This is a genomic window from Azospirillum sp. TSO5 (genome assembly GCF_003116065.1).
In the GTDB taxonomy this organism is placed as follows: Bacteria; Pseudomonadota; Alphaproteobacteria; order Azospirillales; family Azospirillaceae; genus Azospirillum.
The window spans coordinates 54849-79690 of sequence record NZ_LGQY01000010.1 but is presented as its reverse complement, the minus strand read 5'-3'; the positions used below and the strand labels follow the sequence as shown (position 1 = coordinate 79690).

The 24842-nt window shown below is 68.8% G+C and carries 21 protein-coding genes; 14 read left to right on the top strand and 7 right to left on the bottom strand.

All coding sequences use genetic code 11. From position 1 onward, the window contains the following. Window positions 1-488: 488 nt before the first annotated feature. The 9 genes from ykgO (at window position 489) to TSO5_RS02855 (ending at window position 12019) form a co-directional block, all read left to right on the top strand. Window positions 489-614: a type B 50S ribosomal protein L36 gene (gene ykgO / locus TSO5_RS02895; protein WP_012973122.1), complete on the top strand. Its 126-nt coding sequence runs from the start codon at window positions 489-491 to the stop codon at window positions 612-614. A gap of 228 nt (window positions 615-842) precedes the next feature. Next, window positions 843-2330, top strand: coding sequence for an FAD-linked oxidase C-terminal domain-containing protein (locus tag TSO5_RS02890; protein WP_109150155.1), 1488 nt, complete (start codon window positions 843-845; stop codon window positions 2328-2330). 16 nt (window positions 2331-2346) lie between these two features. Beyond that, a complete protein-coding gene (locus TSO5_RS02885; protein WP_109150154.1) occupies window positions 2347-3645 on the top strand; it encodes an FAD-binding protein in 1299 nt (432 codons plus the stop codon). Between the two features lie 17 nt (window positions 3646-3662). Continuing rightward, window positions 3663-4988: a glycolate oxidase subunit GlcF gene (gene glcF, locus TSO5_RS02880; RefSeq protein ID WP_109150153.1), complete on the top strand. Its 1326-nt coding sequence runs from the start codon at window positions 3663-3665 to the stop codon at window positions 4986-4988. Between the two features lie 195 nt (window positions 4989-5183). After that, a complete protein-coding gene (gene pcsA, locus TSO5_RS02875; RefSeq protein WP_109075280.1) occupies window positions 5184-5891 on the top strand; it encodes a phosphatidylcholine synthase in 708 nt (235 codons plus the stop codon). A gap of 93 nt (window positions 5892-5984) precedes the next feature. After that, the gene (locus TSO5_RS02870) at window positions 5985-6965 is read left to right on the top strand and encodes a cation diffusion facilitator family transporter (protein ID WP_109150152.1); all 981 of its coding nucleotides are present in this window, start codon (window positions 5985-5987) and stop codon (window positions 6963-6965) included. Beyond that, on the top strand, window positions 6965-7720 hold the full coding sequence (locus tag TSO5_RS02865) for a DUF72 domain-containing protein (protein WP_109150151.1): 756 nt from the start codon (window positions 6965-6967) through the stop codon (window positions 7718-7720). The genes TSO5_RS02870 and TSO5_RS02865 overlap by 1 nt, the downstream gene beginning before the upstream one ends. A gap of 132 nt (window positions 7721-7852) precedes the next feature. Further along, a complete protein-coding gene (locus TSO5_RS02860) occupies window positions 7853-10621 on the top strand; it encodes a DUF2339 domain-containing protein (protein ID WP_109150150.1) in 2769 nt (922 codons plus the stop codon). A gap of 81 nt (window positions 10622-10702) precedes the next feature. Further along, window positions 10703-12019 carry a hydroxyacid-oxoacid transhydrogenase gene (locus TSO5_RS02855; RefSeq protein ID WP_109150149.1) on the top strand — a complete coding sequence of 439 codons (1317 nt, stop codon included), beginning with the start codon at window positions 10703-10705 and terminating at the stop codon, window positions 12017-12019. A 9-nt stretch (window positions 12020-12028) separates the two neighbouring features. Here the strand turns inward: TSO5_RS02855 and TSO5_RS02850 are convergent, their stop codons facing one another. Together TSO5_RS02850 and TSO5_RS02845 are read right to left on the bottom strand one after the other, a co-directional pair. Then, window positions 12029-12475 carry a GFA family protein gene (locus tag TSO5_RS02850; protein WP_247870560.1) on the bottom strand — a complete coding sequence of 149 codons (447 nt, stop codon included), beginning with the start codon at window positions 12473-12475 and terminating at the stop codon, window positions 12029-12031. Between the two features lie 214 nt (window positions 12476-12689). After that, the gene (locus TSO5_RS02845) at window positions 12690-14486 is read right to left on the bottom strand and encodes an acyl-CoA dehydrogenase (protein ID WP_109150147.1); all 1797 of its coding nucleotides are present in this window, start codon (window positions 14484-14486) and stop codon (window positions 12690-12692) included. A gap of 206 nt (window positions 14487-14692) precedes the next feature. Between TSO5_RS02845 and TSO5_RS02840 the strand changes: the two genes are divergently transcribed. Further along, a complete protein-coding gene (locus TSO5_RS02840) occupies window positions 14693-15739 on the top strand; it encodes a transglycosylase SLT domain-containing protein (protein ID WP_109150146.1) in 1047 nt (348 codons plus the stop codon). Window positions 15740-15852: 113 nt separating this feature from the next. Further along, window positions 15853-16878 (top strand): nicotinate-nucleotide--dimethylbenzimidazole phosphoribosyltransferase, encoded by a 1026-nt coding sequence (gene cobT, locus TSO5_RS02835; RefSeq protein WP_109150145.1) that lies wholly within the window; start codon window positions 15853-15855, stop codon window positions 16876-16878. A 170-nt stretch (window positions 16879-17048) separates the two neighbouring features. Here the strand turns inward: cobT and TSO5_RS02830 are convergent, their stop codons facing one another. The 5 genes from TSO5_RS02830 to TSO5_RS02810 form a co-directional block, all read right to left on the bottom strand. Beyond that, complete coding sequence (locus tag TSO5_RS02830) at window positions 17049-17618, bottom strand: hypothetical protein (RefSeq protein WP_109150144.1); 570 nt, start codon at window positions 17616-17618, stop codon at window positions 17049-17051. Window positions 17619-17640: 22 nt separating this feature from the next. After that, a complete protein-coding gene (dapE, locus tag TSO5_RS02825) occupies window positions 17641-18789 on the bottom strand; it encodes a succinyl-diaminopimelate desuccinylase (RefSeq protein ID WP_109150143.1) in 1149 nt (382 codons plus the stop codon). Between the two features lie 13 nt (window positions 18790-18802). Then, window positions 18803-19120 carry a hypothetical protein gene (locus TSO5_RS02820; RefSeq protein ID WP_109150142.1) on the bottom strand — a complete coding sequence of 106 codons (318 nt, stop codon included), beginning with the start codon at window positions 19118-19120 and terminating at the stop codon, window positions 18803-18805. Window positions 19121-19228: 108 nt separating this feature from the next. Continuing rightward, window positions 19229-20071: a 2,3,4,5-tetrahydropyridine-2,6-dicarboxylate N-succinyltransferase gene (dapD, locus tag TSO5_RS02815; protein WP_109150141.1), complete on the bottom strand. Its 843-nt coding sequence runs from the start codon at window positions 20069-20071 to the stop codon at window positions 19229-19231. 92 nt (window positions 20072-20163) lie between these two features. After that, on the bottom strand, window positions 20164-20895 hold the full coding sequence (locus TSO5_RS02810) for a pyrimidine 5'-nucleotidase (RefSeq protein ID WP_109150140.1): 732 nt from the start codon (window positions 20893-20895) through the stop codon (window positions 20164-20166). A 248-nt stretch (window positions 20896-21143) separates the two neighbouring features. On the opposite strand from TSO5_RS02810, the gene TSO5_RS02805 reads away from it, so the two are divergent. From TSO5_RS02805 to TSO5_RS02795, 3 genes are read left to right on the top strand one after another with little or no spacing between them, the layout of a single operon-like run. Further along, window positions 21144-22853 carry a diguanylate cyclase gene (locus TSO5_RS02805; RefSeq protein ID WP_109150139.1) on the top strand — a complete coding sequence of 570 codons (1710 nt, stop codon included), beginning with the start codon at window positions 21144-21146 and terminating at the stop codon, window positions 22851-22853. Further along, window positions 22850-24178 carry a DUF2336 domain-containing protein gene (locus tag TSO5_RS02800; protein WP_109150138.1) on the top strand — a complete coding sequence of 443 codons (1329 nt, stop codon included), beginning with the start codon at window positions 22850-22852 and terminating at the stop codon, window positions 24176-24178. The genes TSO5_RS02805 and TSO5_RS02800 overlap by 4 nt, the downstream gene beginning before the upstream one ends. 31 nt (window positions 24179-24209) lie before the next feature. Beyond that, on the top strand, window positions 24210-24842 hold the full coding sequence (locus TSO5_RS02795; protein ID WP_109150137.1) for a hypothetical protein: 633 nt from the start codon (window positions 24210-24212) through the stop codon (window positions 24840-24842).

The following is a 24842-nucleotide window of genomic DNA, read 5'->3' as shown; positions in this document are numbered from 1 at the left end:
TTCAATGCTGAAGCATATGGCTTCGCGTCATCGCGTCAATACACCGCAGAAAATCGGGTATGATTGATAGCCGGGATGGGAAAATCCAAATGTGTACTGCAGATATGCCGTGGAAGTCCGAAGATTTTGCTTTTCCTCTCCCGGCGGCGGGAAGTCGAGAATCGTCGGCGGACAGTCGTCTTCCGCCTCCAGGCCGCCGATGGGCCTTAACGCAGAGTTGCAGGCGTCCGATATGCTTTGGCGTCTTGTCGCCGGGTTTTTTCCCTTTATTCGGGAGGGCGATGAAATCTTTATCGGCCTGAGATGTGCGATGCATTCATCGGTACTCGCGGCTGTCGCGCCGGATGGACCGCGGCAGGCGGAACGGGCGGCGGCAGGCCGATGGAAAAGGACGGCATTCCAGGCCATTCCCGGGCGTTGACAGTTGGTGGGCACCGCACTATGGTGCGCGCCTTCAATCGAGCCGCCGAGCGTTCAGGAACAGCATCATGAAAATCGTCAACTCCCTGAAGTCGATGAAGACGCGCCATAAGGCCTGCCGCGTGATCCGCCGCAAGGGCCGCGTCTACGTCATCAACAAGCAGAACCCCCGTTTCAAGGCCCGCCAGGGCTGATCGATCCGCAAGGGTCGATCGACTGCGAGGCAGGGCATCGCGCCCAGCCTCTCCGTCATCGGGTGTTTACGCAAGAGCCGCGCCTTCGGGTGCGGCTCTTGCGTTTTGGGGCTTCGGTATCGGGATCGGCCCAGGGCATCCCGGCTGCGGCATCGTCTTGTATTAGGATCGCGGCGGATGGTACGTGTGGCGGACGAGTTCGCCGCAACGGGATAAGGACCGCCCGCCATGAAGATGCCGGTGCCGGACAGCGGGGTGATCGCCCGCCGCCGGGAGATCGTGGAGGCGCTGCGCGCCATCGTTCCGGGCGAAGGCGTCATCGTCGACGAGAACGAGCTGCGCGCCTATGAGTGCGACGGCCTGACCGCCTTCCGCCAGCTGCCGATGGTCGCCGTTCTACCCAGCACGGTGGAACAGGTGTCGCAGGTCCTGAAGGCCTGCAAGGCGATGGGGGTGAAGGTGGTGCCGCGCGGCGCCGGCACCTCGCTGTCCGGCGGCGCGCTGCCGCTGGCCGACGGCGTGCTGCTGGGGATGGGCAAGTTCAAGCGCATCCTCGACATCGATTACGCCAATCGCTGCGTCACCGTGCAGCCGGGAGTGACCAATCTCGGCATCTCCAACGCCGTGGCGCATGAGGGCTTCTATTACGCCCCCGATCCATCCAGCCAGATCGCCTGCACCATCGGCGGCAACATTGCCGAGAATTCCGGCGGCGTGCATTGCCTGAAATACGGGCTGACCACCAACAATGTGCTGGGGCTGGAGATGGTGCTGATGGACGGCACCGTCATCCGGCTGGGCGGCAAGCATCTGGATGCCGGCGGCTACGACCTGATGGGGATCATCACCGGGTCGGAGGGGCTGCTGGGCGTGGTGACGGAGGTCACGGTGCGCATATTGAAGAAGCCGGCGACCGCCCGCGCCGTGCTGCTGGGCTTCCCGACCAGCGAGCAAGGTGGCGACTGCGTGGCGGCGATCATCGCCGCCGGCATCATCCCCGGCGGCATGGAAATGATGGACCGCCCCGCCATCCACGCGGCGGAGGCCTTCGTCCATGCCGGCTACCCGCTGGACGTCGAGGCGCTGCTGATCGTCGAGCTGGACGGCCCGGCGGCGGAGGTCGACCATTTGATCGACCGGGTGGAGGCCATCGCCCGCGACAAGGGCGCCTGCTATGCCCGTGTGTCGACCAGCGAGGAGGAGCGGCTGGCCTTCTGGGCCGGGCGCAAGGCCGCCTTCCCGGCGGTGGGGCGGATCAGCCCCGATTATTACTGCATGGACGGCACCATCCCGCGCAAGGCGCTGCCGCTGGTGCTGCAGCGGATGCAGGAGATGTCGGACCGCTGCGGCCTGCGGGTCGCCAACGTCTTCCATGCCGGCGACGGCAACCTGCACCCGCTGATCCTCTATGACGCCAACAAGCCGGGCGAGCTGGAGGCGGCGGAGGAGTTCGGCAACGACATCCTGCGCCTGTGCGTCGAGGTCGGCGGCGTGCTGACCGGCGAGCATGGGGTCGGCGTCGAGAAGCGCGACCTGATGACCGACCAGTTCGACGAGGCCGACCTCCAGCAGCAACAGCGGCTGAAATGCGCCTTCGATCCCGACGGTCTGCTGAACCCCGGCAAGGTCTTCCCGACGCTGCACCGCTGCGCCGAGCTTGGCCGGCTGCATGTCCACCAGGGGGAACTGCGCTTCCCCGACATCCCGCGCTTCTGAGGGGCCGCTGTCCGTCATGACCATCACCACATTGAAGCCGGAGACCGCCGCGCAGGTGACCGACGCGGTGCGCTGGGCTCTGTCGGCCGGCGAACCGCTGGAGATTCTCGGCAGCGGCAGCCGCCGTGGGCTGGGCCGTCCGGTGCAGGCCGGCCACGCGCTCGACCTGTCCGGCCTGTCCGGTGTCATCGCCTATGAGCCGGAGGAACTGGTGCTGACCGCGCTGGCCGGCACGCCGATGGACACCATCCGCGCCATGCTGTCCGACCGTGGGCAGCATCTGGCCTTCGAGCCGCCGGAAGGAGGAACCTTGGGCGGTCTGGTCGCCAGCGGGCTGGCCGGGCCGCGCCGCATCTCGGCCGGGTCCGCCCGCGACCACACGCTGGGCATCGCCGGCGTCAGCGGCCGGGCCGAGGCCTACAAGGGCGGCGGCAAGGTGGTGAAGAACGTCACCGGCTATGACGTCCCGAAGCTGATGGCGGGCTCCTTCGGCACGCTGACCGCGTTGACCGAGATCACGGTCAAGGTGCTGCCGGCGCCGGAGGACACCGCGACTCTGCTGCTGTTCGGATTGGACGATGCGGCGGCGGTGGCGATGCTCGACCGCGCACTGCGCAGCCCCTACGAGGTGTCGGGCGCCGCCCATCTGCCGGCGGCGACCGCCGCGCGGTCGGGTGTGTCCGAGGTGGCGGGAGCGGGCGGGGCGGTGACGCTGGTGCGTCTGGAGGGCTTCGGCCCGTCCGTCGCCGCGCGCGTTACCATGCTGCGCGAGGAACTGCGGGCCGATGGGGTGCTGGGGCGTGACGAGTCGCTGGCGCTCTGGCGCGAGGTGAGGGATGGGGTGGGGTTGGGGGAAGTGGTCGCCGATGGCCCCCTCCCCAACCCTCCCCCGCCTTCGGCGGGAGAGGGGGCCTTGCCGATGACGCCCCAATCTCCCTCCACCGCGCCAGCGGGGGAGGGTCGGGGAGGGGGCAAGCGCAGCGACATCTCCCACCTCTGGAAACTCTCCGTTCCCCCCTCGGCCGGCCCCGCCACCGTCGAGGCCATCCGTCGGACGCTCGACGTCGAGGTCTTCTATGACTGGGGCGGTGGGCTGGTCTGGCTGGCGGCGCCGCCCGAGTCGGGCGCGGCGATCCGCAGGGCTCTCTCCGCCGGCGGCCACGCCACGCTGGTGCGGGCGCCGGAGGCGGCGCGCGCGGCGACGGACGTGTTCCAGCCCTTGCCCGAGCCGCTGATGGCGCTGAGCCGCCGGGTCAAGGAGAGCTTCGACCCCAAGGGCATCCTCAACCCCGGCCGCATGTATGCGGGGCTGTAACGGGAAGACCGATCTCGATGCAAACGAACTTCTCGCTGGCCCAACTGGCCGATGCCGCGATCCGCGAATCGGACCAGATCCTGCGCAAATGCGTGCATTGCGGATTCTGCACCGCGACCTGTCCGACCTACACCATCCTGGGTGACGAGCTGGACAGCCCGCGCGGCCGCATCTACCAGATCAAGGACATGCTGGAGAAGGGCGGCCCGCCGCCCGACACCACGGTCAAGCACATCGACCGCTGCCTGTCCTGCCTGTCCTGCATGACGACCTGCCCGTCGGGCGTCCATTACATGCATCTGGTCGATCATGCCCGCGCCCATATCGAGGCGACCTATACCCGCCCGCCGGCCGACCGGGCGGTGCGCGACCTGCTGGCGCGGGTGCTGCCGAATCCGCGGCTGTTCCGGATGGCCCTGCTGGGCGCCTCGCTCGGCCGGCCGTTCCGCGTCATGCTGCCGAAACGGCTGTCGGCCATGCTGTCGCTGACCCCGTCCAGCGTACCGGCGCCGAGCTACAGCGACCGGCCCGGCACCCATCCGGCCGAGGGGGCGCGCAAGAAGCGCGTGGCCCTGCTGATCGGCTGCGCCCAGCAGGTGCTGGCGCCGCAGATCAATGAGGCGACGATCCGCCTGCTGACCCGCCACGGGGTGGAGGTGGTGGTGTCCAAGGGTGCCGACTGCTGCGGCGCCTTGACGCACCATATGGGCAAGGAGGACCTCGCCCACGCCGCCGCGAAGAAGACCATCGACGCCTGGACGAAGGAGATCGAGGGCGAGGGACTGGACGCCATCGTCATCAACGCGTCCGGCTGCGGCACCAGCGTCAAGGATTACGGCCACATGTTCCGCGAGGACTCCGCCTATGCCGCCAAGGCGGCGCGGGTGGCGTCGCTGGCCAAGGACGTCACCGAACTGATGGACGAGATCGGCTTGGCCCGGCCGGTGGTGGAGACGGGGCAGACGGTCGCCTACCACTCCGCCTGTTCGATGCAGCATGGCCAGCGCATCAAGGAGCCGCCGCGCGCCCTGCTGCGCGCCGCCGGCTTCCTGGTGAAGGAGATTCCGGACGCGCATCTCTGCTGCGGGTCGGCCGGCACCTACAACATGCTGCAGCCGGAACTGGCGGGGGAGTTGCGCGACCGGAAGGTCGCCGCCATCGAAAGCACGCAGGCCCAGGCGGTGGCGGCCGGCAATCTCGGCTGCATCACCCAGATCGCGTCGGGCACAGGACTGCCGGTGGTCCACACGGTGGAGTTGCTGGATTGGGCGACCGGCGGCCCGATGCCCGACGCGCTGGCCGGCCGCGCCGCCTTCCGCCAGGGTGGCGCACGGGCGGCCTGAGCGGCAGGGCGGGGAGGGCGGCAAGGACCGGGGCGCACGTCAGCGTGGGCGGAGCCGGGGGTTCCGTACCCCCACAATTCTGTGTTTATCTAAGTTCATCTGTGTCAGAAAATCCGCCCGCTCCACCGCCCATCCTCCCATCCCCGCCCCGTTCAGGTCATCACCTTGTCCTTGCCACCCACGGAAAACATCAGCATGAGCGCCGCCTACGGAATCACCCAACGCCTGTCGGCTTGGGGCGTTCACATCTTCACGGCCAGCGGCGCCGTGCTGGGGCTGCTCGGTCTGCTGGCGGCGGCGGCGGGCGACGCCAAGCTGTGCCTGATGTGGCTGGGCATCGCGCTGGTCGTCGACGGCGTCGACGGCACGCTGGCCCGCCGCGTCTCGGTCAAGCAGGTGCTGCCGGGCATCGACGGGTCGGCGCTGGACCTCGTGATCGACTACCTGACCTATGTCGTCGTGCCGGCGGTGTTCATGCACCGCTTCGGCCTTCTGCCGGAGGGGCTGATCAGCATCGCGCTGGCCGCCTGGGTGCTGCTGACCGCGCTCTATTGCTTCGCCAATGTCGGGATGAAGAGCGGCGACAATTATTTCGTCGGCTTCCCGGCGATCTGGAACGTCGTCGCCCTCTATCTATGGCTGCTCGACCTCAGCCCCTGGTTCAACGCGGCGGTGGTGGTGGCGCTGGGGCTGCTGACCTTCACCACGGTCAAGTTCCTGCACCCCTTCCGCGTCAAGGCGCTGATGCCGCTGAACATTGGCGTCACCACGGTCTGGCTGCTCTGTTGCATCGCGCTGGTGGTGCTGGAGCCGGCGCGGCCGGGCTGGCTGTTCGGCCTGTGGCTGGCGACCTCCGTCTATTACGCCGCGGTCTGCGCCTGGCGGACCCTGCGCGGTCCCTGATGAGGGCCTAAAGGGAGTCGTGGGGGAACCGGGACGGCCGGCGGACGTTGCTCATGGGCAGTCCGGCATCCGCTCCAGCGAAGGGTTCCCGCTTTGGCCGAAGGCTCCACCAAGGTCGTGCTCGCCGCGCTCGGCGGCAATCTGATGATTGCGCTGACCAAGTTCGTCGCCAGCGCGATGACCGGCAGCGCCGCCATGTTCAGCGAGGCGATCCATTCCGTCGTCGACAGCGGCAACCAGCTGCTGCTGCTCTACGGCATCCGCCGCGCCCGCCGCCCGCCGACGCCGCAGCATCCCTTCGGCCATGGGCGCGAGGTGTATTTCTGGTCCTTCGTGGTCGCCGTGCTGCTGTTCGGCATCGGCGCCGGCCTGTCCGTCTATGACGGCTGGCACGCCCTGTCTAACCCGGAGCCGGTGGAAAGCCCCTGGGTGAATTTCGCCGTGTTGGGCTTCGCCGTGCTGTTCGAAGGCTTTTCCTGGTTCGTCGCGCTGCGCGAATTCCGACGCACCCAGAGCGGCGTCGGCATCCTGTCGGCGCTCCACCGCTCGAAGAATCCGTCGGTCTTCGTCGTGCTATTGGAGGATACGGCGGCGCTGGTCGGCCTGCTGCTGGCCGGCATCGGCCTCTATCTGGGCGAAGTGACCGGCAATCCCATCTACGACGCCTATGCCTCCATCGCCATCGGCGTCGTGCTGGCCATCGTCGCGGCGCTGCTTGCCTACGAGTCGAAAGGGCTGCTGATCGGCGAGTCGGCCGACCGCCGCATCGTCGAGGGCATCCGCCGAATCGTCGGCGAGGAGGCGCGGGTGAAGCGCCCGCTCGATGTGCTGACCATGCATATGGGTCCCGACGACGTTCTGCTGAACCTGTCGGTGGAGTTCCAGGACAGCCTGAACGCCCGCGAGGTGGAGGACGCCGTTTGCACGCTGGAAAGCCGCATCCGCAGCCAATACCCGATCATCCGCCGCATCTTTGTCGAGGCCGAGTCGCTGCGCGCCCGCCGGGGCCGGCAGGAAGATGGCCGGCAGGCGGATGACGGAACCGCCCCGGCGCAGGGGCTTCCCGCCGAGTGATGACGGCGGCCCACCCGATCCGCATCGGCACCGCCGGCTGGAGCATCCCCAAGCTCTCGGCCCCGGCCTTCCCGGTCGAGGGGACTCATCTGGAACGCACGGCCCGCGTCATGCCGATGACGGAGGTGAACAGCAGCTTCTACCGCCCGCACAAGCCGGAGACCTGGGCGCGCTGGGCGGCCTCCACCCCGTTCGGCTTCCGCTTCGCGGTGAAGCTGCCCAAGGCGATCAGCCACGAGGCCCGGCTGGTCGGCACGGAGGCGGCGCTGGACCGGTTCCTGGCGGAGGCGGGGATGCTGGATGACCGCTTCGGTCCGCTGCTGGTGCAGCTGCCGCCCAGCCTGCGCTTCGATCGTGGGGTGGCGGAGGATTTCTTCGCGCTTCTGCGCGCCCGTTTCGACGGCGACGTGGTGTGCGAGCCGCGCCACGCCTCCTGGTTCACCGACGCGGCCGAGTCGCTGCTGGTCGCCCACCGCGTTGCCCGCGTCGCCGCCGATCCCGCGCCGGTGCCGGGAGCCGGCGAGCCGGGCGGTTGGGACGGGCTGCGATACTGGCGGCTGCACGGGTCGCCGGTGATCTACCGCTCGGCCTACGAGCCGGCGGTGCTGGATGCGCTGGCCGAGAGGCTGTCGGCGGAGGCGGCGCTGCGGCCGGTCTGGTGCGTCTTCGACAACACCGCCGATTTCCACGCCGTCGACGACGCGCTGGCGACGATGGCGCGGCTGGGAATGGAACCGCCCCGCGCCCGGCACTGAGAAACGCTCGATTATCGGCGGACTCTCCGATGGGGGGAGCCTCCAGCACGACCGAGACAGTGCATTGTTGCAAGGCTATGCTGCGGCAAAACGCCCCCGATAGAGGGGCAACGTCGTGCAGGCGGTGCGGTCATGGAGTTCGTCGTTCTACTGCTGATCTTCGGCTTCATCACCCACCGGCTGGACCGGCGGTTGAAGGCACAGGCGGCTGAAATCGCCCTCCTGCGCGGCAGGCTGGAAAAGGCGCTGACCGGCGCGCTGACCGGCGCGCTGCCGCTCTCTTCCGCCGAGGCCGCTCCCGCCGAGGCGCCGGTCCCCGAGGTCGAAGCGCTTCCCGAGGAGGAGATCGGCGAACCGGTCTTCGCGTCCGAAGCGGAAGAAACGGCGGCCCCTCCGCCACCGGAACCCGCCGCCCCGGCCCCGCCGCGGGCGGGTTGGCGCGAGCTGGAGGAATCGCTGGCCTCGCGCTGGCTGATCTGGCTCGGCGGCGGCACCATGGCGCTGGCGGCGGCCTTCTTCATCAAGCTGTCGGTCGATCACGGCTGGCTCGGGCCGAGCGTCCGCGTCGCGCTCGGGCTGCTCGCCGGCTTCGGGTTGATGGTGGGGGGAGAGTGGCTGCGCCGCCGGCCGATGCAGCGCGCCGTCGCCGCCCTGCAGCCGGATTACGTGCCACCGGCGCTGACCGCCGCCGGCCTGTTCACCGCCTTCATCAGCGTCTATGGCGGCTTCGCCCTGTTCGGCCTGTTCGCGCCGCTGGTCGCCTTCGCGTTGCTGGCCGCCCTGTCGCTGATCGGCATCGGGCTGTCGCTGCTGCAGGGGCCGCTCATCGCGGCTTTGGGGCTGCTGGCCGGCTATGTCTCTCCCCTGCTGGTGTCGACGGACAATCCCGACGCCTGGGGCCTGTTCGCCTATCTGCTGGCCTTGAACGGGGCGGGGATGGCGGTGGTGCTGTATCGCGGCTGGCGCTGGCTCGGCTGGGGGGCGCTGACCGGTGCGGCGCTGTGGCCGCTGGTCTGGCTGATCGACTCCTGGCGCAACGGCGACGCGCTGCCGACCGGCATCTACCTGCTGCTGACCTCCGCCCTGTTCCTGGTGCCGGCGGTGCTGGGCGTGCTGGACCAGACGCCGCCCGAGCCCGCCCCCGCCACCGGCTGGCGCCGGGCCTTGCCCGACTGGATCCGGCGCAAGCAGCGCCACCCCGCCGACCGGCTGGCGATGATGGCGATGCGGCTGTTCGGCCTGCTGGTCGCTGCCGTCACCTGGATCGACGACCACGGCTCGGTGTCGCTGATCGCGCTCGGCCTGTTCGCCCTGCTGGCGATGGTCGCCGGCCGGCGGACGGAGCGGATCGCCGGGGTCGCCTGGATCGCTGCGCTGACCGTGCTGCTGTCCCTGGCGCCCTGGAGCCTGCCCTATGTCCCCGCCAGCCCGCCGCCGCTGAATGCGGACGGCCAGCCGCTGATCGTCGCCGATCCGGCCGGCTACCCGGCGGCCGTCGCGCATTTCCTGTGGGTGGCGGCCGGATTCGCCGCGCTGTTCGGCATCGGCGGTTTCATTGCCTTGTGGGACGCGCGGCGGGCCGCCCTGTGGGCGTCGCTATCGGCGCTGGTGCCGCTGGCCCTGCTGACTCTGGCCTATGCCGTGGTGGCGCCGCCCGAGACCGCCATCGGCTGGCCAGCTGCGGCCCTTGGGCTTGCCGCCCTGCTGGTCGGCGCCACCACGCCGCTGGCCCGCCACCGCCACCGTCCGGGCGCCTCGCTGGGGCTGGCCGCCTTCGCCGCCGGAGCCACCGGCGCCATTGCGCTTGGCGCCACCATGGTTTTGCAGGAGGCGTGGCTGACGGTCGCGCTGGCGATGCAGGTGCCGGTGCTGGCATGGCTGGAGCGGCAGCTGACCCTGCGCGAACTGCGCGGCGTTACCCTTCTGGTGGCGGTCGCCGTGCTGGTGCGGCTGGCGGTCAATCCGTATGTGCTGGATTACGAAGGCTATGGCTGGATCGCCTACGGTTATGGCCTGCCGGCGTTGGGCTTCCTGGCGGCGGCGCGCTGGATGCGGTCTGCGCCCGATGGAAAGGGCGACGATCTGGTGGTGATGGTGCTGGAGGCCGGCGCGCTGATCTTCACCACCCTGATGCTGTCGCTGGGCATCCACCGCTGGATGTCCGGCAGCCTGGAGGAGGCGCCGTCCACCCTGGCGGAGGTGTCGCTGCACACCCTGTCCTGGCTCGGCCTCGCCCTGCTGCTGGCGGCCGACCGGCGGTGGAGCGCGCGGCCCGTCGCGGTGTGGGGACGGCGCCTGCTGGTGCTGCTGGCCGCCTTCAACGTCGTTTTCCTGCATCTGACCGCGCTGAACCCGCTGTGGAATTTCGAATGGGTCGGCATCTGGCCGGTGGTCAATCGGCTGCTGCTGGCCTATGGCGCGCCGGCCGTGCTGGGGCTGGTCTATCTGTGGTACGACCCGCCGCCGTCGCGCAGCCTGCGCAGCGCGGCACCGGTTCTGCCGCTGCTGCTGATCGCCACCAATCTGGCGCTGGAGATCCGCCACGCCTTCCAGGGGCCTGTCCTGTCCGGCTACGAGATGTCGGACGCCGAATGGTACAGCTATTCCGCCGGCTTCCTGCTGTTCGCGGTGGCGATGCTGGTGGTGGGCATCCGCTTCGGCTGGGGTTGGATGCGCCATGCCGGGCTTATTCTCGTGCTGGCGGTGGTCGCCAAGGTATTCCTCAGCGATATGTCCGACCTGGAGGGGATGTACCGCGTCGCCTCCTTCCTCGGCCTCGGCCTCTGTCTGGTCGGCACCGGCTGGCTCTATCAGCGGCTGCTGCGCCCGCCGCCGGCCGGTGGGACACCGGAGTCGCCGCTCCCACCCACCGACAATCTGTTGGACCAACGGACGCATTGACAGGCCGGGCGCGGGACGCTCCCATACGGGCAAGGATGGGCCGGGGCAAACCCGGCCCGTGCAACCGGAGGAGCAGCGCTCATGGCAAGCGACACGCACGGCAACGCCTATCCCATCCTGCCCGACGGCGAGGAGGGCTTTACCGTCGAGGCGGCGCGGATGAAGTTCGGCCCCGGCATGCTGGCCGAGCTGGGCGGCGACGCGCTGTCGCTGGGCATGACGCGGGTGGCGCTGTTCACCGACCCACGGGTTGCCGCAACCGCGCCCTTCGCCATGGCGCTCGACTCGCTGAAGCGGGCCGGCATGGATCCGGTGGTCTATGACCGCTGCCGGGTGGAGCCGACCAGCGCGTCCTTCCTCGACGCCGCCGATTTCGCGCGAGACGGCGGCTTCGACGGCTATGTCTCGATCGGCGGCGGATCGGTGATCGACACCGCCAAGGCAGCGAACCTCTACGCCACCTATCCGGCCGACTTCCTCGCTTACGTCAACAAGCCGCTGGGGGAGGGCATCCCGGTCCCCGGCCCGGTCAAGCCGCACATCGCCTGCCCGACCACCTGCGGCACCGGCAGCGAGACCACCGGCGTCGCCATCTTCGACCATGTGGAAAAGCAGGTGAAGACCGGGATCTCCTCGCGCTACCTGCGTCCGAGCCTTGCCGTCGTCGATCCGCGCACCATCGACAGCCTGCCGCCGGGCGCCATCGCCGCCACCGGCTTCGACGTGCTGACCCACGCCATCGAGAGCCACACCGCGCGCCCCTTCCGCTCCCGCCCAAAACCTGAGTCGCCGACGGCCCGCCCTCCCTACCAGGGCGCCAACCCGTGGTCGGACATCGGCAGCCTGCAGGCGATCCGGCTGGGCGGGCAATGGTTGGAACGGGCGGTCAACGACCCCGACTGCCTGGAAGCGCGCGACGCGCTGATGTTCGCGGCGACGCTGGCCGGTCTGGCCTTCGGCAATGCCGGCGTCCACATCCCGCACGCCATGTCCTATTCGGTGGCGGGGATGAACCACAGCTTCACCGCCACCGGCTACGAGACGGTGGACCCGATGGTGCCGCACGGCATCTCGGTGGTGCTGAACGCCCCCGCCGCCTTCCGCTTCACCGGCCCCGCCGCTCCGGAGTCCCATCTCCGCGCCGCCGAAGCGCTGGGCGCCGACACGCGCGGCGCCTCGCCGGAGGATGGCGGCGAGTTGCTGGCGACCCGGCTGATTTCGATGATGCGCGCCACCGGCCTGCCGAACGGGTTGTCGGCGCTGGGCTATGGCGAGGCCGACATCCCGGGTCTGGTGCGCGGGGCGTCCGCCCAGCAACGCCTGCTGACCATCGCCCCGCGCCCGGTGTCGGAGGACGACCTGCGCGGGCTGTACGCGGATGCGATGCGTTACTGGTGAGCGGAGCCGCTATTCCGCCATCGTTTCGCCGGAACCGCCGAACTCCGCCGGGAAGTCCTTCAGCTTTGGTAGGCCATCCCGCATGGGCAGTACGGTCTCGGCATAGTTGACGTGAACGGCGGGGGTGAAGGTCAGGGTCGGCAGGGTTGCGGAGAAAACGTCCACGAGGCCGAGCGGCGGGTGATTGGTCATCAGATGCCCGCCGCACTTCGCGCAATACTGACGCTGGCTGAGCGGCGTCTTCTGAAACGTCGCGAGATGCTCGGCGCCCGCGGTCACGCGCACCGCGTCCGGTTTCCACAGGGTGAAGGCATTGACCGGACCGCCGGACCAGGAGCGGCAGGACCGGCAGTGGCAATAGCCCATGGCCTCCGGCGATCCGGTGACCTCCACCTCCACCGCACCGCAGAAGCAGCGTCCCGAATGAGTCTGTGTCTCGGTCTCCATGCTTGTCATGGCTTTCGACTTCATCTTAGTTGGTGATGCGAACGATGTGACGCTATCACCGATAACAAGGATGTTCAGTTGGCCATTAGGACCATGCTCATTCGATAGGCGATAACAAAGCTCCCCGAAAAATCGGGGCTGTCGAGAGTCGACGGAAGGATTAGGGGCGGGCAACGCAGGGAAAGCCCCTCTCCCAACTGGAGAGAGGGGCCGGACACATTGGTCAGAACTGCTCTTCGCTCAGCGCCATCACCGTGTTGCGGGCGCTGGCGATGGTCGGCAGCAGGGCGGGGGCGGTGGCCAACACCTGCTCGGCGTAGAAGCGCGCGACGATCAGCTTGGTTTCCAGGAAGGAGGCGTTGGCGCCGGGCTGGCGCATGCCCTCCATCGCCTTCATCGCCGAGCGGGCGAGCATCCAGCCACCGGCGACATTGCCCCACAGCTTCAGATACGCCACCGCACCGGCGGCGGCCCCTTGCAGGTCGCCTTCCGCCTGGGTGGCGACCATCCAGTCGATGGCCTTGTCCAGAGCGTCCAGCCCGGACGACAGTTCGGTGCGGATCACTGCGAGGTCGTCGCCGGGGGCGGAGCCCAGTTCCTCCACCGTCGCCCGCATGTCGGCGACGAAGGCTCTCGCCGCGGCACCCTTGTCGCGGCCGGTCTTGCGGAAGGTCAGGTCGTTGCCGTGAATGCCGTTGGTGCCCTCGTAGATCGGGGTGATGCGGGCGTCGCGGTAATGCTGGGCGGCGCCGGTCTCCTCGATGAAGCCCATGCCGCCATGGATCTGCACGCCGGTGGAGGCTACCTCGCAGCCGATGTCGGTCGACCACGCCTTGACGATCGGGGTCAGCACATCGACCCGCGCCGTGGCGGCGGCGCGCACCGCCGGATCCTCATGGTGGCGCGAGATGTCCAGCTGCGTGCCGGCATAGAGCGCCAGCGCGCGCGCGGCCTCGGTCTTGGCGCGCATGTCCAGCAGCATGCGGCGCACGTCCGGATGCTTGATGATGGCGACGCCGGAGCCCTTGGGATCGGCCAGGTCCTTGCTCTGCACACGGGCCTTGGCGTAGTCGCGGGCCTGCTGATAGGCGCGCTCGGCGATTGCCACGCCCTGGATGCCGACGCCGAGCCGGGCGTTGTTCATCATCGTGAACATGTATTCGATGCCGCGGTTCTCCTCGCCGACGAGGTAGCCGATGGCGCCCTCGTCGTCGCCATAGGCCATCACCGCGGTCGGGCTGGCCATGATGCCCAGCTTGTGTTCCAGGCTGGCGCAGCGCAGGTCGTTGCGCTCGCCCGGCGTGCCGTCCGGCTTGGGCAGGAACTTCGGCACGATGAACAGGCTGATGCCCTTGATGCCGGCCGGGGCGTCGGGCAGGCGGGCCAGCACCAGATGGACGATGTTCTCCGTCAGGTCATGCTCGCCATAGGTGATGAAGATCTTCTGGCCGGTGATGCGATAGCTGCCGTCGCCCGCCCGCACTGCCTTGGTCCGCACCGCGGCAAGGTCGCTGCCCGCCTGTGGTTCGGTCAGGTTCATCGTCCCGGTCCATTCGCCGGAGATCATCTTCGACAGATAGACCGCCTTCTGCTCGGCACTGGCATGCTCCGTCAGCAGATCCACCGCGCCCTGGGTCAGCAGCGGGCACAGGCCGAAGGACAGGTTGGCGGCCTGCCACATCTCGTTGACCGCGAAGGCGACGGTCCAGGGCAGGCCCTGCCCGCCATATTCCGGTTCGAAGGGCAGGCTGTTCCAGCCGGCCTCGGTGAACTGGCCATAGGCCTCCTTCCAGCCGGTGGCGGTGCGGACGACGCCGTTCTCCAGCTTCGCGCCTTCCTTGTCGCCGACCCGGTTCAGCGGAGCGAGCACGCCGGAGGCGAATTTGCCGGCCTCTTCCAGGATGGCGTCGACCAGATCGGGGGCGGCGCTGTCGCAATGGGGCAGGGCGGCGATGGCGTCGAGGCCCACCACCTCGTTCAGGACGAAGCGCAGATCGTCGACCGGAGCGGTGTAGGTCATGGCGGGGCAAGTCTCCCAGAGCAAGATTGTTTGGTTTACCTATACGTTAACATACAGCATCGGATGGCGCTTGGCGAGAGGGCGGGATGCCGCGTCATGATAAGGCTAGGCCCGCTCCGCGGCGTCATCAAGCCTCTGTCCGTTTGGCACGGTGTCTGCATGGATGTGAGCGCCTCTCATCGGGGCCTTCACACGGGGATCGACCCATGACCTACGCTTCCGCCCTCGGCAACCTCAGCAACGCAGCCACCCAGGCCACCAGCGCCTCGCGCGGGCCGGCGAGTGTGGAGGCCGCCGTGCGCAATGCCAGCGCGAAGACGGGGGTCGATTTTTCCTACCTCATGGAAAAAGCTGCCGTGGAGAGCGGCTATCGCACGGACATAAAGTCCTCCTCCTCCTCGGCGACCGGGCTCTACCAGTTCATCGACAGCACCTGGCTGCAGACGATGAAGGAGCATGGCGCCGACCATGGCTATGGCAAATACGCCAACGCCATCCAGACCCGCGGCGACGGCCGGCCCTATGTCGCCGATCCGGCGATGAAGAAGGAGATCCTGGAGCTGCGCAAGGACCCGACCGCGTCGGCCCTGATGGCCGCGGAATACACCCGCGACAACAAGGAGTATCTGGAGGAGACGGTGGACGGCAAGATCGGCTCGACCGAGCTGTATCTGGCGCATTTCCTGGGGGCCGGCGGCGCGTCGAAGTTCCTGAACGCGATGCAGGAGAACCCCGGCCGCACCGCCCGCGACGTCTTCCCCGACGCTGCGGCGGCCAACAAGAACGTCTTCTACGACAAGGCCACCGGCAAGGCGAAGTCGCTGAAGGAGATCTACGACCGCTTCGCCAGCAAATTCTCGGAGAACCCGCTGGCCAACTTCGCCCCGGCCCAGGTGGTGAACGATGCGGTGCGCAAGCAGGACATGCCGGACGGCTTCACCACCCAGGTGCCGATGGCGCCGGCCAAGTCGCTGAACGGCACGCCGCTGTCGATCTATCAGGTGCTGGCGCTGAACGCCCTGGAGACTCCGGACGAGGTCGACAGCGTCAGCGGCCGCCCGGCCCGCCTGCGCGACAAGGACCACCGCCGCATGCGTGACGAGCCGGTGCGCACCGACCAGACGGCGGGCACCGGCGTCGCCATGGGCTTCGGGCTCGGGCTTGGCCGGATCGTCGGGTCCGAATCGGCGACGCCGGTCGCCTCGGCCACCGCGGGTGCCGCCGGGACCGACGGGGTCGCCAAGGCGGCGTAAAGCTGTCAACCGGGCGGGGTGGGGTCAAAATGCCCTACTCTGGCGCTTTGACTTGACGGTCGGATGGGTGCAAGGTCGCGCCGTTTTTTGGCGCTCACCCCTCAGGACCGATCATGAGCAACCAGCAGCCCGCCGTCACCTTCGAGGAAATCCGCGCGCTCGTGCGCAACCTGCCCGGCCCCGACCTGGAGGCCGGCACCGCGGCCCTCCAGCGCGAACGGCAGCTGACCAAGCCTGCGGGCTCCCTCGGCCGGCTGGAGGAGATCGCGCAGTGGATGGCGACGTGGCAGGGCCAGCACCCGGCCGAGGCGCGCCGTCCCCGTGTCGCCGTCTTCGCCGGCAACCACGGCGTGGCCGCCCGCGGCGTTTCGGCCTTCCCGGCCGATGTGACGGTGCAGATGGTCGCCAACTTCCAGAATGGCGGCGCCGCGGTCAACCAGCTCTGCGAAGTGGCCGACGCCGACCTCCGCGTCTATGAACTGGACCTGGACAACCCGACCGCCGACTTCACCCAGGGTCCGGCCATGGGTGAAGAGGACTGCTGCCGCACCATGGCCTACGGCATGATGGCGGTGGAGATGGGCGTTCAGCTGCTGTCGCTGGGCGAGATGGGCATCGCCAACTCGACCTCGGCGGCGGCGCTCTGCCTCGCCCTGTTCGGCGGCGAGGCTGCCGACTGGACCGGCCGCGGCACCGGCATCGACGACGAGGGCCTCGCCCGCAAGATCGCCGCGGTGGAGGCCGGTGTCGCCGCCAACCCGCAGGCCAAGAACGACCCGTTCGAGGCGCTGCGCTGCCTCGGCGGCTACGAGTTCGCCGCCATCGCCGGCGCCATCCTGGCCGCCCGCGTCGCCCGCGTTCCGGTTCTGCTCGACGGCTTCGCCTGCACCGCCGCCGCTGCGGTGCTCTACAAGGCCGACCGCCGCGCGCTCGACCACTGCATGGTCGCCCACCGCTCGGTCGAGCCGGGTCACACCCGACTGATGCAGGCCATCGGTAAGGAGCCGCTGCTCGATCTCGGCATGCGGCTGGGCGAGGGATCCGGTGCGGCGCTGGCGATCAACATCGTGAAGTCTGCCGTCGCCTGCCACGCCGGCATGGCGACCTTCGCCGAAGCGGGCGTCAGCACGCAGGGATGATTGCGGGGAGTAGGGGCCTTTTGCCCCCTCCCTAACCCTCCCCCGCCTTTGGCGGGAGAGGGGACTGCCGCCACTCTGGCGTTTGCGTCACGCCGACAAGCATCTTGCCCCCTCTCCCGCGAAGCGGGGGAGGGATGGGGTGGGGGCAAAGCCGATGGCAAATCAGAGCCTCACAGCATCCCATCCGCCAGATCGCTGATCGCCGCCGACAGGAACAGGTCCAGCATCACCAGCGCCGCGGCGGCCAGCCCCGGCAGCGACAGGGCGGTGCGCAGGACGAACCACTGGTAGGTCAGCATCGCCATCATCACGCCGAAGACCAGCGCTTCGGACACCCCCGATGGCAGCAGGCCGGTGGCGGACAGCACGATGGCCGGCAGGTAGATCATCATCTGTACCACCGCCGACCAGTTGTAGGCGGTCAGCGCGCCGGGATAGAGCTGCTCCTTGCCCATCAGCGATGCGATGCGGAACAGGGCCAGCGGGAAGGCGGTCCAACTGACGACATAGGCGATGCCCTCCACCGTCACCAACTGCAGGATCGGCGTGCCGTCCAGCTGGTCCCACAGCCGGATCGCCAGCAGCAGCGCATAGGCCGGCAGCACCACCAGCGCGGCGTAGAAGGAGTTCAGCGCGCCGTCCGGCGTGCGGTCGAAGAACTCCATCCCCGTCCGGTCGAAGCGGGCCAGCCGCCACGCGCCGGTCAGGGCGGACAGGATGGCGGGGGTGGTCAGCGGCATCGTGGTGTCCCGGTCAGGCTTCTCACCCGGCAAGGCGCGCGAACACGCCCTTCAGGATCGATTCGTAGATGGCGGTCAGCTGTCGCAGATCCTCCACCGAACAATATTCATCCACCTTGTGCATGGTCTGGCCGACCAGCCCGAACTCCACCACCGGGCAGACATTCTTGATGAAGCGGGCGTCCGACGTGCCGCCGGTGGTCGAGTATTCCGGCCGGTGCCCGGTCACCCCCTCCACCGCCTCCGCCACCAGCTCGGTCAGCGAGCCGGGCGGGGTGACGAAGCTGTCGCCGGAGCAATAGACCTCGAGCTCATAGGCGCCGCCGACGGCGTCGAAGGTTTGGCGCAGCCACGCCTCGATGCTGGCCGGGGTGTGGGCGTCGTTGAAGCGGATATTGAAGGTCGCCTTGCCCTGCGCCGGGATGACGTTGGTCGCCTTGTTGCCGACGTCGATGGTGGTCAGCGCCAGGGTGGAGGGCTGGAAATGCGCCGTGCCCTCGTCCATCGGGTGTTCGGTGATGGCGGCCAGCATGCGGACCAGCCGCGGCAGCGGGTTGTCGGCCAGATGGGGATAGGCCACATGGCCCTGCGCGCCGAACACGGTCAGGAAGCCGCTCAGGCTGCCGCGCCGGCCGATCTTGATCATGTCGCCCAGCGCCTTGGGGTTGGTCGGCTCCCCCACCACGCAGGCGTCGATCCGCTCGCCGCGCTCCGCCAACCAGTCCAGAACCTTGCGGGTGCCGTTGATCGCCACCCCTTCCTCGTCGCCGGTGATCAGCAGGCTGATGGAGCCGGCGGGCGGCCCGTCCTGCAGCCGGCGCGACACGGCGGCGACGAAGGCGGCGATGGCACCCTTCATGTCGACGGCACCGCGGCCGAACAGGCGCCCGCCCATCACCTCGCCGGCGAAGGGATCGACCGTCCAGCCCTTGTCGCCCGGCGGCACCACGTCGGTGTGGCCGGCGAAGCAGAAGTTGGGGCCGTCGGTGCCGAGCCGGGCATAGAGGTTCTCCACCGGCTCCGTCCCCTCCTGCTGGAAGCGCAGGCGGTGGCAGGTGAAGCCCATCGGCGTCAGCGCCGCCTCCAGCACGCCCAATGCGCCGCCGTCGCGCGGCGTAACGCTGGGGCAGCGGATCAGGTCCTGGGCGAGGGCGACGGGGTCGATGGTCATGGGGTGCCTGACTTCAGACTAGACGGGATGCGGTCAGCTCGCTGCCGGCGCGGGTATTTGGATTTTCAGGTTTCGTCCGGTGGATCGCCAGGGTCGCCAAATGCGACTCCATCGCTGCATTCGTGCGCTCGATCCGGTGCAGGATCTGTAGAACATGAACGACAGCCATAATGAAGGCAGCAGAAACCAGGGCGCCGAAAAAGGTTGTGGCCACGAGGAGAAGATTACCGGTTGCCATCATGGCAAACGCAGCGAAAAACCCAATTGTCACACTTACAAATGCTAGGATCTTCAAAACTGCGGTGACGAAAGACAGCTTGAATATGTCCATTTCCGCCTCGTTCGGCGCTATGCCGTAACCTGAATACGATTTCCCGGCAAATTGACTGTTGTGCGGCAGGAAGCGCTCCCCAATGACTGTATCGGGGAGCGCAATGGATCAATCCCGCAGCAGATCGTTGATCGCCGTCTTCGAGCGGGTCTTTTCGTCGACGCGCTTGATGATGACGCAGCAGTACAGGCTCGGGCCGGGAGTGCCGTCGGGCAGCGGCTTGCCGGGCAGAGAGCCGGGGACGACGACCGAATAGGCCGGGATGCGGCCCATGAAGACCTCGCCGGTGTGGCGGTCGATGATCTTGGTCGAGGCGCCGATGTAGCAGCCCATGGAGATGACGGCGCCTTCCTCGACGATCACGCCCTCGACGATCTCCGAACGGGCGCCGATGAAGCAGTTGTCCTCGATGATGACCGGGTCGGCCTGCAGCGGCTCCAGCACGCCGCCGATGCCGACGCCGCCCGACAGGTGGACGTTCTTGCCGATCTGCGCGCAGGACCCGACGGTGACCCAGGTGTCGACCATGGTGCCACTGTCGACATAGGCGCCGACATTGACGAAGCTGGGCATCAGGATGACGCCGGGGGCGACATAGGACGACTTGCGGGCGATGGCGCCGGGCAGGGCACGGAAGCCGGCGTTCTGGAACTGGCCTTCGGTCCAGCCTTCGAACTTCGGCGGCACCTTGTCGAACCAGGACGAGCCGCCGGGGCCGCCGGGGATCATCTCGTTGGCGTTCAGGCGGAAGGACAGCAGAACCGCCTTCTTCAGCCACTGGTTGACCTTCCAGCCGTCCGCGGTCTTCTCCGCGACGCGCAGGTCGCCGGCATCGAGCGCGTCCAGCGCCGCGTTCACGGCGTCGCGGACGGGGCCGGTGGTGGCGGTGGTGAGATCGGCCCGGTTTTCCCAGGCGGCATCGATGGTGGCTTGCAGGCTGGCGTGGCTCATGGCGCGGTCGTTCTGCTGTCGATTGTCCAAGGGACGGCACCATGGAGCCGCATCGCGTCCGCTGTCAACAACACCAAGCCTGCGGAAAAGCCCTAAACCCCCGCCACCGCGGCCAGCCAACTCGGCAGATCGTCCACGGTGTGGTCGATGTGGATCCCGGCGCCGACACCGGCCTTCTCGTATTCCTTCTCGCCGCGAACCCAGACGGTGGTCATGCCCAGCGCGTGGGCGGGGGCGAGGTTGCGGGCGATGTCCTCCACCATGCAGGCGTCGGCCGGGTCGACGCCGTGGCGTTCCACCAGCGTGGCGTAGGGGCGGGGATCGGGCTTCGGCACGAAACCGCCGGCGGCGATGTCGAACACCGCCTCGAACCGGTCGAGGATGCCCAGCCGGCCGGCGACATTCTCGGCATGGCGGACGGAGCCGTTGGTGTAGATGATCTTGCGGCCGGGCAGCCGGGCGAGCGCGTCGGCCAGCTGGGCGGAGGGCTGGACGCCGGTCACGTCGATGTCATGGACATAGTCCATGTAGGCGACCGGATCGACGTCATGCTCCATCATCAGGCCGCGCAGCGTGGTGCCGTATTCGCGGAAGAACTGCTTCTGCCGCACCCGCGCCTCGTCCATGCCGATGTTGAAATGGGTGGCGATGAACTCGTTGATCCGGCGGTCGACCTGGGCGAACAGGTTGCAGGATGCCGGGTAGAGCGTGTTGTCGAGATCGAAGATCCACACGGCGCGGTCGCGCAGCGCGGCAAGGGGATTGCCGGCGGATCCGGTGGCGGAGTCGGGCGCCGGAGCGGCGGGGGAGGTCGGGACGGTCATCCCCCAAGAATGGGGCCGCCGGCGTGCCGCCGCAAGGCGCTTCACATGGTCGCAGCGTCGGTTGGTCCCTTGCCCGTTCCTTGGGTCGAGCCGCCGCCATGGGGGCTCCCCCGCATCGTTGGTTGATTGAAGATTAACCCCTAAAGAGGTAGCATGGGCCGGACCTTATAACGGTTTGCAGCCTAAGGTTTTTCACCCCGCCCGCCGCGCGGCTCGTCCGCCTCGTGGCCCGCCGATCTGGGATCGCCGTGGACCTTCTCCTGACCACTGGTACTTCCGCCACCAATGCCGGTCCGACTGGCCCCGTGACGCTGGTCGCGCTGTATCCCGGCCCGGCCCTGCGGCTGGATGCGGCGCTGGCCGTCGCCGAAGCCAATGCCGAGGCGGAAGACATGATGGACAGCGACCCGCGCTGGCTGCCCGAACTGCGCAACTGGCTGTCGGGGTCAAGCGTGGCGCCGGGGCTGCGTTCGGTGCCGGTGGAATCCCTGCGCGGGATCATGATCGTCGAATGGGCCGGCGTGCCGCTGCCCGACGGCGGCTTCCTGCTGTTGGGCCGCGACGACACGCTGGAACGGCAGCTGCGCCACACGCTGACCGAATCGCGCCGGCGCTACAAGGATCTGGTGGAGGTCTCGTCCGACTTCGCCTGGGAAACCGGGCCGGACGGCACCTTCGTCTTCGTCAGCCATAAGGGCGCGCTGGGCTATCCGGCCGACGCGCTGATCGGCCGCGACCCGCGCAGCCTGGCGCTGGAGGAGGCGGAAGACCTGCCGATGCCCTTCGACTGCCGCCGCGCCGTCGATCAGTCCGAGCTTTGGCTGAAGAGCGCCGACGGCACGCCGGCCTGCATCGTCGCCTCCGCCCTGCCGCTGTTCGGGCCGCAGGGCGACTGGATCGGCGCCCGCGGCGTCTGCCGCGACGTGACCGAACAGGTGCTGCGCTCCAACGAACTGGCGCGCATCCGCTATCGCGAACGGCTGCTCGGCCACATCGTCCACACCCTGCGCGACCGGCTCGATGCCGCGGAAGCGCTGGTGGTGGCCGCCACGGAGACGGCGCGGGCGCTCAGCGCCGACGGCTGCCGTATCTACCGGGCGGAGGAAGGCGGTGCACAGGGCGGTGGCCGTGTCGCCTTGTCGCTGGTGGCGGAGTTCGGCGCGGAGTTGCCGGAGGTCGGCACCGCGCTGCTCGACCGCATCGCCAATGGCGAAGGCCAGCTGGCCGACCGGCTGGGCCACGTGCAGCTGATCGGCGAGCGGACCGAGTACCGGCAGGCGGTGAACGGCGCGCTGCTGGTCTGGCGCACCGGCGATTCGGAGCCCTGGGACGACGACGACCGCCAGCTGATGTCCGGCGTGGCCGACCATATCGGTATCGCCCATGCCCATCTCGCCTATCAGGAGCGGCTGCGCCGCCTGTCGGAGCGCGACGGGCTGACCGGCCTGTTCAACCGCCGCACCTTCTTCGAACGACTGGAGGAATCGATCTCGCGGCCGGACAGCGGGCCGTCGGCCCTGCTCTATGTCGATCTGGACAACTTCAAGGCGGTCAACGACCTGCACGGCCACCAGCAGGGCGACACGGTGCTGAAGGCCATCGGCACGCTGCTGACCACCGGGGTGCGGCCGGGCGACCTGCCGGGACGGCTGGGCGGCGACGAGTTTGTGCTGTGGCTGGGCCGCACCGACGAGGAGAAGGCGCGGATCGTCGCCGATCGGCTGCTGAACGGCATGCGTGACCTTGCCCACCTGTCGGCAAGCCCGGAGAAGCCGCTGGGCCTGTCGATCGGCATCGCCGTCCACACCCCCGGCCGCGGCGAGACGGTGCGCGAGTTGACCGACCGCGCCGATGCCGCCATGTACGACGCCAAGAAGAGCGGCAAGGGCCATTACGCCTTGGCGCCGGTCTTCCAGGCATCTTCGTCCGACATTTCCGCCGCGGAGCCCGCCCCGTGACCCCGCCCGCCTCCCCGCGTCCCGAGACGCTCGACCCCGCCGATTACGAATCCGCCAAGCGGATGGTGCAAAGCGAGGACCCGGCGGTTCGCCGGAAGGTCGCCGAGCATCCCAAGACCCGGCCGGAGCTGCTGTATTTCCTGGCCGCCGACGCCGCGGCCGAGGTGCGGCGCGCCATCGCCACCAATGCCGGAACGCCGCGGCAGGCCGACCTGCTGCTGGCCAAGGACCGCGAGGTCATGGTGCGGCAGGCGGTGGCGCAGAAGATCGCCCGCCTGCTGCCGGAACTGTCGGCCGATCAGGCGATCCAGATCGAGCGGCTGACGGTCGAATGCCTCGAAACGCTGGCTCGTGACCAGGCGAGCGAGGTGCGCGGCATCCTGGCCGAGGCGCTGAAGGACCTGCCCAACGCTCCGCACGGCGTCATCAACCGGCTGGCCCGCGACGTGGAGCTGTCGGTCTGCGCGCCGGTCCTGCAGCATTCGCCGATCCTCACCGAAGAGGATCTGACCGACATCATCATGAAGGGGCCGGTGCGGGGCGCGATGACCGCCATCGCCAGCCGGCAGAACGTCTCCGCCTCCGTCGCCGACGCCATCGCGCGCTCCGACGACGAGGCGGCGGTGACGGCACTGCTCGGCAACCCGTCGGCCCAGATCCGCGAAGAGACGCTCGACCGCATCCTCGATCAGGCGCCGCAGCACGAGCCCTGGCATTCGCCGCTGGTCCGCCGTCCGCGCCTGCCGGCGCGCGCGGTGGCGCGGCTGGCCAGCTTCGTCGCCGACAATCTGCTGAAGGTTCTGCAGGACCGCGACGATCTCGATCCGGCGGCGGCGCGCGGGCTGGTGGAGGCGGTGCGCCAGCGGGTGGGGCAGGCGGCGGCCGGCACCGCGCCCGGCCAGCCGCTCGGCCCGGTCGATTTCGGCGAGGAGGCGGTCGGCGGTGCCGCCGGGCCGGAGAAGCCGGTGGAACGTCCTAGCGACAAGGCGGCCCGCCTGAACAAGGAAGGCAAGCTGACCGAGAAGCTGATCGAGGGGTCCATGGTGGAGGGCGACCGCGGCTTCGTCATGGCGGCGCTGGCGGAGCTGTCGCAGATCCCGCTTCCGGTGGTCGACCGCATCGTCGCCACCCATGCGCCGCGCGCCGTCACCGCGCTGGTGTGGCGCGCCGGGCTGACCATGCGCTTCGCCCGGCAGGTCCAGTTGCGCCTTGCCCAGATTCCGCCAAAAACGGCGCTTAATGCTCGCGACGGCACGCACTATCCGATGACCGATGAAGAGATGCGCTGGCAGCTCGAATTCTTCGGCGTCGAGGAGAAGGCGTGACGTTTCCAACCGTTTTCGGGTTTTCCCTGGCATGCGTGTCGCTTTCCTCGCCTTCTTCGTCATCCTGATCGCAGCATCCACCAGCTTCGCCGCCCCGCCGCGCGAAACGCCGGAGGAGCGCGAGGTCGCCGCGACCTTCGACGCCGCCCGCAGCGCGCTGGCCGAAAAGCGAGGGGCGGCGGTGATCCCGCTGCTCACCCGCAACTCGGTCAAAGCGCTGGAGTCGGTGCGTGACGCCGCCCGCCAGCCCGGCGACGCGCCGCTGCAGCGGCTGGAGCCGGCCGAGCGCTTCGCCGCCATGGGGCTGCGCCGCTATCTCGGCCCGTCCGAACTGCGCCGCATGTCGGTCGGCGACATCGCCAACCATGCGCTGAAGGCCGGCTGGCTCGGCCCCAACGTCATCTCCCGCAGCGCGCTGGGGCCGGTGCGGGTCAAGGGTGACCGGGCATCGGGCCTGCTGATGGTCGACAACCGGCCGGCGCTGGTTCCGGCCGACTTCGTGCGCGAAGGCGGGGCGTGGCGCATCGACCTGTCCAGCGTCTTCTCCTTCGGCAGCCAGATGCTGAAGGGCTTCGCCGCCATGTCCGGCAAGGACGAGACCGCCTATATCGACGAGTTGCTCAACCGCCTGCCGGCCAAGCCGGGGGCGATGAGGACGCACTGA